The sequence below is a fragment of the Alteromonas sp. McT4-15 genome, assembly GCF_020515205.1.
Classification (GTDB): Bacteria; Pseudomonadota; Gammaproteobacteria; order Enterobacterales; family Alteromonadaceae; genus Alteromonas.
In genome coordinates, this window is record NZ_JAJALG010000043.1 from 17,472 (window position 1) to 29,205 (window position 11,734).

Below are 11,734 nucleotides of genomic sequence, written 5' to 3' on the forward strand. Positions count from 1 at the left end.
AACATGCGTGATAACAGTATAAACATCGTCAATGTCCCAATCGGGCCGGGCAGCCAGTCAGAAGGCGACATGGTGCTTGATTACATGAAGATGCCATCGGAAATGAACACCTATGATATGCCATCGTTTCCGGAAGAAAGTGAGCTGGAACGTTGCCCTCAGGCCATGAGTATCCTCGCCGATATCCAGCTTATGCTTGGCCAGATCAACGAAAACGGTCAGAGCAGCATTATGACGCTTACTGAGCTACCAGAGGCAGACTTAAACCTGCTTAATCAAATCCTCGGTGAAGGCGAGGTGAGCGTTCTGATCGATGGCGATAAGCCGGTCAGAATTCAGGAAACGGTAATGGCCGGTATCTGGCGTTTACGTACCTTTGACGAGCAGGGTAACGTGACTGCAGAAGCTATTGAGGTGGCAGAGATCCCCGAATGTGTGAAAGACCAGGCATTTGCCACTAAGGTGGATTTACCCGCCCGAATCGCCAGCCTGCCAGAAGGACTACTGAATGCGCCTTCAGTATTGATAGAAATTGCGGATACCTCAGTTGACTACCAGCGCGACCCAGGGATGGCTTCGCATGTAATAAACCTGTCGTTGTTACCTTTTTCGCCTGAAGACCACTACAGTCTGACCGAAACTACCGGTACCGGCAGTGTCACCATTTTGTCCCGCGGATACGGCAACTGCCGGATCACGTCGACTCAGGTGGATGGCCTGTGGCGAGTGCAGTATTACAACAGTACCGACCAACTAATCCTGGACACTCTGGAAATTGTGGCAATACCCGCAGTGGCTTGCGCCGCCCCCGAGGATCTGGCCGATTCAGCGGTCCGTCTGTCTGAAATTCGCGATGCACTGGTATAGGAAGGCAGAATGAGTTTTCAGGGTTTTGAAGGCAGTTATTTAGGCGACGCCAGCCGGATAGATAAGCAGGCCAGACTGGAATGCAAGATATGCTGGTATGTTTACGACCCGGCGGAAGGTGATGAGGTCTGGCAAATTCCACCAGGCACGGCGTTTGTCGACCTGCCTGACCATTGGCGGTGTCCGGAATGTGATGGTGACCGCGATCAGTTTATGGTGATAGAGGACTAACAGTGTCAAACGGTACAGCAGTTGTCGCTTTCTATGAATCGGTAGCCCGCAAAATGGCAGGCCTGCCGGTATACAATAATAAGCTCGCAGTGGATGCGACCGAATTTTTGTCATGGGAAGACAATTGGCTGGGCATTATCGTTACGCCCTGGTGTATGAATATTGTGTTGCTCCCGGGCGAGGCGTCTCATCATAACGTTCAGCAGGTTGGTGCTAAATTTCGTCAGAAATTGCCCTCCGGCCAATACGAGTTTATCCGTGCTTATGCCGGAGAATGTGGCGATTTTGCCACCTGCTCGGTGTTTTCACCGATGTTTGAGTTTTCATCACAGAGCATAGCGATGGAAACCGCGCAGGAAGTGTTGGCAGCGTTGTTTGATGCCGAAAACGTTGCGCCTTCAGAACGACATCAAAGCTATACGGTTCATAGCGAAATGCGCCAGGCCGCTGAGCTTGATGCACAAGACTGTGATGCAGGGAGTGCACAGCAAGTGGCCGATGATGAGACGCCACAGGTGAGTCGCCGGGCATTCTTAACCGGCAACTTCGCCCGGCGGGAGGACAGCAGACCATGAATATTGCTGCAGAACTGGCTGCCGGAAGTAAAGCGCATAACACAGCGACTAATCCGCTTACCGGCGGCATACAAGTAACCATTTGTTATAACCGTGACCATATCAAAGCCGTTGAGATAAACAATACCCGCCCGTTTGCCGTTACCCGCCTGTTCAGGGAAAAACCGGTTGATCGGGTATTGGCGATGATGCCATCGCTCTTTTATATTTGCGGGATGGGGCAGTTAATCGCCGCGCTCAGAGCCGTAGAGAGCGCCGCTGGCATTAGCGAAACGTTAGTCATCAAACAAGCCCGGGATACGCTATTATTTGCAGAGTCTTTACGGGAGCAAGTGTTTAGCTGGGTGACCAACTGGGCGCCGCAACATAAATCCAGAATGAGTAATGTGGTGGACTGGTTTAATCAGTGCCGTAAGCAACTTGACTGGAGTTTAACCCTGTCTTCGGCAACATCCGGTGAGGCGGGTTGTCAGCCGGCGCTAGAGCAATTGGCCCGGCAACTGGAAGAGGTTATTAAGCCATTATTACCGGCCAACCAGGCAGGATCCTCGTTAGCAACGATGGGATTATCAACCCAGGTATGTCAGTTGTTGAAAGCCTGCGGTAAATACCCGTTAGGACTGGCCGCAAAAACGTTAAACTTAACTGAGTCGCAACAGCTGACGGTAGTGTTGACATCGTTAAAGGCTGCGGAAGCGGAACAATTTTGTCATCAGCCAACCGTTAACGGAGCACCGGCCGAGACTGGCCGTTGGGCTCGACAAAATATTGAAGCCAGGGGATTTTTAATTGAAAGTCGCCTGCGCTCGCTTTACCGTGAAATAACCACAGCGCCAATGAGGCTCAGATCAATAGTCCGCCAGCATCAGTTTAGTCAGGCTGAGGGTACAGGCGTGCGCGGCTGCTCTGTAGTCGAAACGGCCAGAGGTTCACTGCTACATAAAGTTGAACTGGATAACCGTAATCACGTAGCTAAATACCAGATTATTGCCCCCACTGAGTGGAATTTTCATCCCCAGGGGAGTCTCAAAACCATGCTGGAAGGGCTATATTTACCCTGGGATCAGGTAACCCCGGTGGCGGAAACCCTGATAAAACTTCTCGACCCTTGTGTGTCGTGGCAGTTGGAGTTAGTCCATGCATGAGATGTCTATTGCAGAAGGGATCCTGCAGGTATTAGAAGAACAGGCCGTGAGCCAGTCGTTTGAAAAAGTCAAAGCGGTGTGGGTCGAGATTGGCCCGCTCGCCACTATCGAAGCCGACGCACTAACGTTTTGTTTCGATGCAGTAATAAGAGGAAGTCTGGCCGAAGGCGCCAGCCTGCACATTATAAAAATGCCGGGAAAAGCCTTCTGTTTGCAGTGTCTGGATACCGTCCCGGTCACGCAACGCTATGACAGTTGCCCTGTTTGTGGCAGTTATCACTTACAGATAACGCAGGGTGAAGAAATGAGAATAAAAGAACTAGAGGTGGCATAAACATGTGTACGGTTTGCGGTTGTTCAGAAGGTGAAGTTAAAATAGAAGGGCATGAGGGACACGCCCACGGGCATAGCCATGATCACACTCATATTCATGGGCATAGTCATGATCATTCACATGCCCACGGGCATCATCATCACGACCATGATCATCATCACCATCATGGCGACCATCATGGTGGACATAGTCACGACCATTCACACGCTCACAGTCATGAAGACCAGCATGACCACAGCGGCATTGAAAGTGATGGCGATAACATTCACTTCGGCAAAGGCCCTGCTCATGCCCATGTGGCAGGCCTTAGTCAAAGCCGAATGGTGCAAATTGAGCAGGATATTCTGGGTAAAAATAACCAGTACGCCGCGCAAAACCGGGTACGCTTTGAACAACAGTCGTTGTTTGTGCTCAATCTGGTTTCCAGCCCGGGATCAGGTAAAACCACCTTACTGACTGAAACCATTAACCGCATTAAAGACCGTTACACCGTAGGCGTAATTGAAGGCGATCAGCAAACGGCCAATGACGCAGACCGCATCCGCGAAACCGGCGTTCAGGCTATTCAGATCAATACCGGCAAAGGTTGCCACCTCGATGCGCACATGGTCGGTCATGCCATGGAGAACTTTTCCGGGATGACCGGCGGCGTGCTGTTTATCGAGAATGTCGGTAACCTGGTTTGCCCGGCCTCGTTTGATTTGGGCGAGGCGGCAAAAGTGTCGATTCTTTCGGTCACCGAAGGCGAAGACAAACCGCTGAAGTATCCGGATATGTTCCATGCTTCAGAATTGATGATCCTGAATAAAACTGACCTGCTGCCGTATCTGGATTTTGATGTCGAGAAATGCATTGAGTACGCCAAACGGGTCAATCCGGAAATCCGTATTATTCAGCTGTCAGCCAAAAGCGGCGAGGGCATGCAGGAGTGGCTTGATTGGATCAACACCAAACGGGCAGCCATCATTGAATCGCGTATTTATCTTTTGCAACAACAGGTAGAGCAGTTTAAGGCAATCTTATAATGACCACATCTCAACGTCCTATTCTGTTATGCGTTGATGATGAAGTCCGTTCGCTTGAAACTCTTGAGCGAACTCTGGATGAAGAGTTTGACGTATTAACTGCCAATAGCGCCGACCTGGCGCTGGAATTACTGAGAAGCCATGACGTGCAGGTGATCCTGTGCGATCAGCGCATGCCGGATCGTACCGGTGTGGAATTGCTAACCGAAGTGCGGGATCGCTGGCCTCAGGTCGCCCGGCTTATTTTGTCTGGCTATACCGACTCAGAAGACATTATCAAAGGCCTCAACGAAGCAGGTATTTTGCAGTACATCACCAAACCCTGGCACCCGGAAAGTCTGCTAATGATTATCCGCAGTGCGTGCCGGATGTGCGCCTTACAAAGTGAGAATGCACTGCTGAATATGGAGATGCGTCTTACCGAAGAGCAGGCCGAGCAGCAGGTTAGTGAGAAAAAAGCCCATCTGCGTAATAGCTTTCAGCTTGAAGAGATAAAACGCCATGCGCAAAGCCCGCTGAATAAAATCTGTGACCAGGTCAGCAAAATTGCGCCTTATGATGTCTCGGTGCTGATCACCGGCCCATCTGGTGCGGGTAAGGAACTCTTTGCCAGGGCGCTGCATTACAACAGCTTGCGTTCAGACCGGCCGTTTGTGGTAGAAAACTGCGGTGCCATGCCCGATGAACTGTTGGCATCTGAATTGTTTGGCCACAAAAAAGGATCGTTTACCGGCGCGATTACCGACCATGTGGGTCTGTTTGAACAGGCTGATGGCGGCACTATTTTTCTGGATGAGATTGGTGAGATCAGCCCGGCATTTCAGGTTAAATTGTTGCGGGTTCTGCAAGAGCGTGAAATTCGCCGCCTCGGCGAGCAACAGCGCCGCAAGGTCAATGTGCGGGTAGTGGCTTCAACCAACCGAGACCTCGAAGAAGAAGTGCGCGCCGGCCGGTTTAGGCAGGATCTGTATTTTCGTTTAGCCGAAGTCACCCTGGAGCTGCCGGCATTGTCTCGCCGTACGATAGATATTCCGGTACTGGCAAACAGCTTTTTACAAACCGCCATGCATCAATTCGACAAGCCGGTAAAAGGTTTTAGTGAAGAAGCCATCGCCTGTATGAAACGGTACAGCTGGCCGGGTAACGTGCGTGAATTACAAAATGAGGTACGCCGCATGCTGGTAATGTGTGAAGGCGAATGGCTAACTGCAGACCTGCTCAATCCGCGGGTCTTAAGAGCGGCGCCTGGCGGAGAGGATGAAGACATTGATATGTTTGCTGGCCTTGAAGGCACGCTAAAAGAAAAGGTTGAGCTGCTGGAAAAACGCATTCTGCGCGAGACGTTGATCCGCCATCGCTGGAATAAAAGCAGCGCGTCACTGGAACTGGGTTTATCGCGGGTAGGATTGCGTTCCAAGCTGGAACGCTACGAGCTTGAGAAATCCGGCGACTCAGAAACCAGTAAACAGCATTAAGGGGAATATCAGTATGTGTTTAGGGATCCCCGGCCAGATTGTCGCGATCAGCGATGAGGCCATGCAAACCGGCATTGTTCAGGTTTCCGGTGTAAAACGCGAAGCTAACTTAAGTTGTGTGGTGCCTGCTGATGGTAACCTGCAAACTTTAGTGGGTAGCTGGGCGCTGGTGCATGTGGGCTTTGCCATGAGCATTATCGATGAGGAAGAAGCCCGGCGAACGCTGGAGATTCTTGCTGAGATTGGTGAGTTACAGGAAGAACTCGACGCCATGCAGCAGGGTGCGCAGGGATAACGGTGATGAGCGAGCCTACCGATAACCAGTCAGTTCTGTCGGCATTGTACCCCTTTACCGGCCAGGCTCCGGCTGTTAACCCTAATGATAACGACGAGTTAGATAGTGCCCTGGTTGCCTCTGTTCAGGCTAAAGCGCGTGACAGTATCGCCGTGAAGCAGGCTTTTTTTGAGCGCCACAGCAAGACCTTGCTGGCTGCTGCAAAACGCATTGCGGACAGTTATGCACAACAGGGAAAATTGTTAACCGCAGGCAATGGCGGTTCTTCCTGTGATGCCGCGCATCTGGCTGTAGAGTTTATGCACCCGGTTACTACCGGTCGCAAAGCGCTGCCAGCTATCAACTTATCTCAGGATACCGCGATGATGACGGCAGTGAGTAATGATGTGGGTACCGAACATGTCATCACCCGGCAGTTATCCGCGCTGGCCAGCCCCGGTGATACGCTGGTGGTGTTCTCCACCAGTGGCAACTCAGCCAACTTAATCGAAGCCTGCAAAAAAGCCCGGGCCATGGATCTGAGCGTGATTGCCTTTACCGGCCGAACCGGTGGAGAGCTGCAACGACAACAACTCACCGATGATTGTATTACCGTACCCAGCGACAGTATTCACCGCATTCAGGAATGTCACCTGGCCTGCTATCACATTTTATGGGATCTGGTGCACAGCCTGCTGGCTGACAACCGGTTGTCTCAGGAGAAGAAATAATGAAGTTTGTCGATGAGTTTCGCGATCCTCAAATGGCCCGGCGAGTGCTTGAACGCATCCATGCCGTGGTAGAGGAAATCCCCACCACCGCCCAACGCCCGTTACAAATAATGGAAGTATGCGGAGGCCATACGCACTCTATTTTTCGCTACGGACTGGAAGAATTGTTACCCGATAAGATTGAAATGGTACATGGGCCTGGCTGCCCGGTTTGTGTGCTGCCGATGGGAAGAGTAGACGACTGCGTTGCCATTGCTGAACAACCTGATGTGATATTTACCACTTTTGGTGATGCCATGCGTGTGCCAGGCTCGAAAAAAAGCCTGCAACAGGCCAATTCTGATGGCTGTGATGTACGTATGGTTTATTCCCCCATGGATGCACTGGATATTGCCCGTAAAAATCCGCATAAAAACGTGGTGTTTTTTGGGTTGGGTTTCGAAACCACTATGCCGAGTACGGCATTAACGCTACTACAGGCGGATAGGGAAGGCATCACAAACTTCTCGCTGTTCTGCAACCACATCACCATCATTCCTACCATCAAGGCGATTCTGGATTCACCAGATATGGTTATCGATGGCTTTTTAGGGCCCGGTCATGTATCGATGGTGATTGGTAAAGCGCCTTATGATTTTATTGCCAGTCATTATAAACGCCCGCTGGTGATTGCCGGTTTTGAGCCGCTGGATATTCTGCAGTCCATGCTGATGGTGGTAGAGCAAATCCGTGATGGCAAGGCGCTGGTGGAAAATCAGTACAAACGAATTGTTCCCGAGCAGGGTAACAATAACGCCCTGAAAGCCGTTGGTGAAGTGTTCGAGCTGCGCGAATTTTTTGAGTGGCGGGGCCTGGGGTCAATCGACCATTCAGGGGTGCGCATTCGTGAAAAATACGCCCGATTTGATGCTGAACGCTTATTTGCCGTAGAGCCTGCCCACGTGGCCGATCCTAAAGCCTGCCAGTGTGGCGAAGTGCTCAAGGGGGTTCTCAAGCCCTGGGAGTGCAAATTGTTTGGCGAGCAGTGCAACCCCGAAACACCTATTGGCGCGTTGATGGTATCGACTGAGGGCGCCTGTTCCGCCTACTACAGCTATGGCAAAATCGACGTAAAACAAGCCGTTTAACTAACCGAGTAAGCAGTATGAATAAACCTAAACGGACCCTGCGGGCCAAAACCATCACCATGGCTCATGGCGCAGGCGGCAAGGCCATGCGCGATCTGATTGAAGATGTATTTGTGGGGACCTTCGCTAATCCCGACCTGGAGCAACTGGAAGATCAGGCTCGGTTTGAATTGGCTGAACTAATGCAAAGTGGCGCACAATTGGCGTTTACCACCGATTCTTACGTGGTAGACCCTGTAGAATTTCCGGGCGGCGATATTGGCTCGCTGGCGGTGAACGGGACGGTAAATGATATTGCTGTGTCTGGCGCGATCCCAAAGTATTTGTCTTGCGGTATGATTTTAGAAGAAGGGCTCGATGTTGAGCTCCTGCGGCGTGTGGTTGCGTCAATGAAAGCCGCCGCTGATAAGGCCGGAGTGACCATCGTCACCGGCGACACCAAAGTGGTACCGAAAGGCAAAGGCGATAAAATTTTTATCAATACCAGTGGCATAGGGGTGATCCCTGAAGGCGTTGATATTTCAGCGTCTAACTGCCGGGTAGGCGACAAAATTATTGTTAATGGCCTGATAGGCGATCATGGCGCGGCAATACTTAATGCCCGCGGTGATCTGGCGCTCGATGTGACGCTGGAAACCGACTGCCAGGCGTTAAATGAGTTAGTCCAAACCATGTTGAAAGCGTGTCCGGATGTGCACGCTATTCGTGATGCCTCCCGGGGCGGTGTGGCTACGGTTTTATGTGAATTCGCTGAGTCATCCGCCGTCAGTATTCGTTTGCAGGAAGAACATATCCCGGTAAGAGATACCGTGCGCGGTGTCTGCGAGATCCTGGGGCTCGATGCACTGTATTTTGCTAATGAAGGTAAACTCGTTGCGGCAGTCCCGGCCGATAAAGCTGAGGCGGTGCTTGAGGCGATGCGTAATCACCCGGCCGGTAAAGATTCAGCTATTATTGGTGAAGTCATTGAATCGAACTATAACCGCGTGCTGGTGAAAACTCACTTTGGCGGAGAGCGCATTCTGGATATGCTGGTGGGTGAGCAACTGCCGCGGATCTGCTAGCGCTTACATAATTTTTTGTTAGCTGTGCGTTTGTTCGTAGCTCTCCAACAATTTATAAGCAATGGACTGTTGTTCCAAACTTAAAATAGTTGTTTCTGATACAGAGCGCACCAGCTGGTACTCTTGTTCTTTTTTGATGATGCCCCGATTGGCAATCTTAAGAAAGTTTCTGAATGCCTTATTATGCATCGTAGTGAGAGAAGGTAAACCGCTCTCCTTCATTTTAAGATTCAACTTGTTCTGTTCATCCTGGCGCATTAAAGCAGACAGTTCTAATGCGTCGTTAGCTGCCAGCCTTACAGAAGTTAAAGATCCTTTTAACAGATTCTGTTTGGTAAAAATATCCATGGCTGATGGCTGTCCCTTTTCAAAAACAAGGGCTGTAAATTCAGCGAGAATTTCTTTTTCTGTTTTCATATCAGCACCGCAAGACGGTTTGAAAGGGCTTACAGTAAAAAGCTGACTCACTCATCCCTGAATGCCTTACATATTATTTAATCTTAATAGCTTACGGTAACATTCCGGTAATATGCAATTGAGTTAGTGAAGGTTGTGCTGGCTTATAATGTGTTAGCGCAACATTATATGAAGCCATCGGTGTTAATAACGCAAAAAAGGAGCCGACCCTAAGATCGGCTCCCGCCCATGGCATTCAATAGTTGGTGTGGGTCACCTAAATTGAAAACAACGATACTCCCATCATTGCAATTACCAGCCCAATAACTCTGTTTGCAGAAGGGATGCTACGCGAGACCAGTTTCGACACAGCAAAGCCCGCCGCTACCAGTGTGGCGCTGGTAACGAGGAAACCTGAAGCAAACAGATAAGGGACGGAGCCGGCGGTCTCGAGACCATGGGCAAAACCGTGAAACATTGCAAAACAGGCAGCCAGGCTAACCGCCAGGCCCTGAGTTACGTTCTTACGAGTGGCAATAAGTAAGCCGGTGATTACAGATGTCAGGACGATGCCCGTTTCCATAAACGAAAAGCTGAAACCTGCTAAGCCTAATGAAAAACCACCAATCAATAATGCAAAAAATGCGGCAAGCATGGCCTTGCATTGTTTACCTGCAAAACCTGACGCCCAGTAGCCCATTGCTACCATGGCAATAAGGTGATCAATACCCATCAGGGGGTGCGACAAACCAGCCAAAAAAGCATTCTGAACCGTCTCGTGACCGGTATGCGCAAAGGCCGGTGCGGTGGTAGCAAGTGTGAGTAGAAGGCCGCTGGATATTTTTTGTGTACGTGTCATGTTTTTACCTTACTGCGAAATCGAACAGTTATTAATGTGTTGTTGCCTGTATAGATGTTTAACAACAACTTTATTGTAATGGCTACTGCTTTAGCATTTCTTTAATTAACAACATTTAGCAAAACGGGTGCCAAACTAAAATTTACCGATTAAACTATCGTAAGTCTATGAAGTTAAATTGTTTTGTTGTTTTTGTGTCGAACGAGCGAAAGCAGGGTGACTGGTAACTTGCTTGCCAGTTAGCAGGCAATTGGCAACTTCCTGTGCGCAGCGTAAAGGACTGTTATTACTTATCTATTAACGGTGCAGCTCACTAATGGATAAAATGAATATCACCAAGTTCTGTCTGAAGATAGCGTTTAAACTCCACTGCTTTGCTGGCGGGAAAAACAAAGCCCGGCGGATTTCCCGGTGTTGTTGGATTATAGGGGAGGGAAAAATAGCAATGTTCCCTTGTGGTTTCTAACGCCACCCGTGTCACTTTGTGGAGCGTAATTGAGGTTGAGCCAAACTGAATATGACCGTTGTTAAACGTTACATACTTTACCGGATCCTTTACCGTGGCGTCGGGCATGGTTTTGTACCACTGCACTATCCAAACCAGGTTAAAAACACCAAGCATCAGCAACAGATTGACTTCTTGTCTCACTACCCAGAGTATTAAGCCCACACTTAAAGCGGCCAGGATACCATGCACTAATTTTGCTTTATTGAGGGGATGGGCTGAGGTCATTTATAAAGTCCGTTTTCATACATGGCTGCGGGTTAATAGTGGCCTGCTCTGGCGCTACTGCAACACTTAGCTATACTTATACCGAATTGCAGACAGACTATGCAATCTTTTAATCCCAGATTATAAAGCTCCCCGACTGTTTCTTTGAGTACGCAAATTTTCGATGTTTGGAACTTAGCCAAAAGGATAAGACGATTTCCCTTTCTTCTTGTACGAAATATCTTACAAAGCTGTGAGATATGGTGGATGCTTGTCTGTGCTAAAAACGTCGCTTCATTTTTAACGTAATGAAAAATATGAATTAAATTTATTTTTGTCAGCTTTGGCCGGCAAAGTTGACGCAAAAATATCCGACAGTGGATTAGCGTTCTTTAGTTATAAGCGTACTATGAACGTGTCACAAGGAAACACGACGAGTCAGGAAGACACACGGACGAACTTGGGATTGCTCAGGATGAGTAAGACAGGGTAAGGAACTCTGTTTAAGGATAAAGGACCGGTCGGGAAGGCCTAAAAGGACAACTCCGGGATGGAGAATGCTGTAGCAGGATGTACAGCTTATATAGGAATAATGGAAAGGGATCTGTTCAGGAAGAACAGCTCACGCAGGATGATGTGAGAAAAGAAGGAAAGGGGCGTATACGGATTTTAATCGGGAAGATTTTAGTCGCAAGGGATCGCTGAGAAGGAAACTCAAAATTCAGAGAAAACGATGACTTCGGTCATCGTTTTTTTATGGTGGTGCGCCGGGCATGGCGCGTAGTGCTTTAGCACTGTTCGACTCACTGTGGTGGTGGAGTATAAGAAATATTAACGCTATGTACTACCCACTGTGTCAGCTGTATTTAAGGCCAGTTGCACGTGTGTCAAATGGGTACTTTTCAGGAATCAGTGAAGT

Annotated in this window: 14 protein-coding genes; 11 read left to right on the top strand and 3 right to left on the bottom strand. The window is 49.4% G+C overall.

Annotation, left to right across the window (positions count from 1 at the left end; translation table 11 throughout):
- Positions 1-3: 3 nt before the first annotated feature.
- The 11 genes from LHL20_RS18890 to hypE are packed head-to-tail and all read left to right on the top strand — an operon-like array spanning position 4 to position 8,848.
- The gene (locus LHL20_RS18890) at positions 4-867 is read left to right on the top strand and encodes a hydrogenase expression/formation protein (RefSeq protein WP_071978379.1); all 864 of its coding nucleotides are present in this window, start codon (positions 4-6) and stop codon (positions 865-867) included.
- 9 nt (positions 868-876) lie between these two features.
- On the top strand, positions 877-1,098 hold the full coding sequence (locus LHL20_RS18895; protein ID WP_071978380.1) for a rubredoxin: 222 nt from the start codon (positions 877-879) through the stop codon (positions 1,096-1,098).
- A gap of 2 nt (positions 1,099-1,100) precedes the next feature.
- Entirely contained in the window at positions 1,101-1,673 is a 573-nt protein-coding gene (hybE, locus tag LHL20_RS18900) for a [NiFe]-hydrogenase assembly chaperone HybE (protein WP_071978381.1), read from the top strand.
- Positions 1,670-2,818 (top strand): nickel-dependent hydrogenase large subunit, encoded by a 1,149-nt coding sequence (locus tag LHL20_RS18905; RefSeq protein ID WP_105933848.1) that lies wholly within the window; start codon positions 1,670-1,672, stop codon positions 2,816-2,818. The genes hybE and LHL20_RS18905 overlap by 4 nt, the downstream gene beginning before the upstream one ends.
- Positions 2,811-3,152 (top strand): hydrogenase maturation nickel metallochaperone HypA, encoded by a 342-nt coding sequence (gene hypA, locus LHL20_RS18910; protein ID WP_020745489.1) that lies wholly within the window; start codon positions 2,811-2,813, stop codon positions 3,150-3,152. The genes LHL20_RS18905 and hypA overlap by 8 nt, the downstream gene beginning before the upstream one ends.
- 2 nt (positions 3,153-3,154) lie before the next feature.
- Positions 3,155-4,177 (top strand): hydrogenase nickel incorporation protein HypB, encoded by a 1,023-nt coding sequence (gene hypB, locus LHL20_RS18915; RefSeq protein ID WP_071978383.1) that lies wholly within the window; start codon positions 3,155-3,157, stop codon positions 4,175-4,177.
- Positions 4,177-5,652 (top strand): sigma-54-dependent transcriptional regulator, encoded by a 1,476-nt coding sequence (locus LHL20_RS18920; RefSeq protein ID WP_020745491.1) that lies wholly within the window; start codon positions 4,177-4,179, stop codon positions 5,650-5,652. The genes hypB and LHL20_RS18920 overlap by 1 nt, the downstream gene beginning before the upstream one ends.
- 13 nt (positions 5,653-5,665) lie before the next feature.
- Entirely contained in the window at positions 5,666-5,947 is a 282-nt protein-coding gene (locus tag LHL20_RS18925; protein WP_020745492.1) for a HypC/HybG/HupF family hydrogenase formation chaperone, read from the top strand.
- Between the two features lie 5 nt (positions 5,948-5,952).
- Entirely contained in the window at positions 5,953-6,657 is a 705-nt protein-coding gene (locus tag LHL20_RS18930; protein ID WP_020745493.1) for a D-sedoheptulose-7-phosphate isomerase, read from the top strand.
- The gene (hypD, locus tag LHL20_RS18935; RefSeq protein WP_020745494.1) at positions 6,657-7,784 is read left to right on the top strand and encodes a hydrogenase formation protein HypD; all 1,128 of its coding nucleotides are present in this window, start codon (positions 6,657-6,659) and stop codon (positions 7,782-7,784) included. The genes LHL20_RS18930 and hypD overlap by 1 nt, the downstream gene beginning before the upstream one ends.
- Positions 7,785-7,801: 17 nt before the next feature.
- Positions 7,802-8,848 (top strand): hydrogenase expression/formation protein HypE, encoded by a 1,047-nt coding sequence (gene hypE, locus LHL20_RS18940; RefSeq protein WP_020745495.1) that lies wholly within the window; start codon positions 7,802-7,804, stop codon positions 8,846-8,848.
- A gap of 18 nt (positions 8,849-8,866) precedes the next feature.
- Here the strand turns inward: hypE and LHL20_RS18945 are convergent, their stop codons facing one another.
- The 3 genes from LHL20_RS18945 to LHL20_RS18955 form a co-directional block, all read right to left on the bottom strand.
- Positions 8,867-9,265, bottom strand: coding sequence for a hypothetical protein (locus LHL20_RS18945; protein WP_146129513.1), 399 nt, complete (start codon positions 9,263-9,265; stop codon positions 8,867-8,869).
- Between the two features lie 256 nt (positions 9,266-9,521).
- Positions 9,522-10,103: a HupE/UreJ family protein gene (locus tag LHL20_RS18950; RefSeq protein ID WP_105933846.1), complete on the bottom strand. Its 582-nt coding sequence runs from the start codon at positions 10,101-10,103 to the stop codon at positions 9,522-9,524.
- Positions 10,104-10,416: 313 nt separating this feature from the next.
- Positions 10,417-10,836, bottom strand: coding sequence for a hypothetical protein (locus LHL20_RS18955; protein ID WP_020745498.1), 420 nt, complete (start codon positions 10,834-10,836; stop codon positions 10,417-10,419).
- Positions 10,837-11,734 lie beyond the last annotated feature (898 nt).

Excerpts from the sequence above, each read along its gene's own strand:
- LHL20_RS18890 (WP_071978379.1), top strand. The coding sequence starts at position 4 with ATGCGTGATAACAGTATAAACATCGTCAATGTCCCAATCGGGCCGGGC.
- LHL20_RS18895 (WP_071978380.1), top strand. The coding sequence starts at position 877 with ATGAGTTTTCAGGGTTTTGAAGGCAGTTATTTAGGCGACGCCAGCCGG.
- LHL20_RS18905 (WP_105933848.1), top strand. The coding sequence starts at position 1,670 with ATGAATATTGCTGCAGAACTGGCTGCCGGAAGTAAAGCGCATAACACA.
- hypA (WP_020745489.1), top strand. The coding sequence starts at position 2,811 with ATGCATGAGATGTCTATTGCAGAAGGGATCCTGCAGGTATTAGAAGAA.
- hypB (WP_071978383.1), top strand. The coding sequence starts at position 3,155 with ATGTGTACGGTTTGCGGTTGTTCAGAAGGTGAAGTTAAAATAGAAGGG.
- LHL20_RS18920 (WP_020745491.1), top strand. The coding sequence starts at position 4,177 with ATGACCACATCTCAACGTCCTATTCTGTTATGCGTTGATGATGAAGTC.
- LHL20_RS18925 (WP_020745492.1), top strand. The coding sequence starts at position 5,666 with ATGTGTTTAGGGATCCCCGGCCAGATTGTCGCGATCAGCGATGAGGCC.
- LHL20_RS18930 (WP_020745493.1), top strand. The coding sequence starts at position 5,953 with ATGAGCGAGCCTACCGATAACCAGTCAGTTCTGTCGGCATTGTACCCC.
- hypD (WP_020745494.1), top strand. The coding sequence starts at position 6,657 with ATGAAGTTTGTCGATGAGTTTCGCGATCCTCAAATGGCCCGGCGAGTG.
- hypE (WP_020745495.1), top strand. The coding sequence starts at position 7,802 with ATGAATAAACCTAAACGGACCCTGCGGGCCAAAACCATCACCATGGCT.
- LHL20_RS18945 (WP_146129513.1), bottom strand. The coding sequence starts at position 9,265 with ATGAAAACAGAAAAAGAAATTCTCGCTGAATTTACAGCCCTTGTTTTT.
- LHL20_RS18950 (WP_105933846.1), bottom strand. The coding sequence starts at position 10,103 with ATGACACGTACACAAAAAATATCCAGCGGCCTTCTACTCACACTTGCT.
- LHL20_RS18955 (WP_020745498.1), bottom strand. The coding sequence starts at position 10,836 with ATGACCTCAGCCCATCCCCTCAATAAAGCAAAATTAGTGCATGGTATC.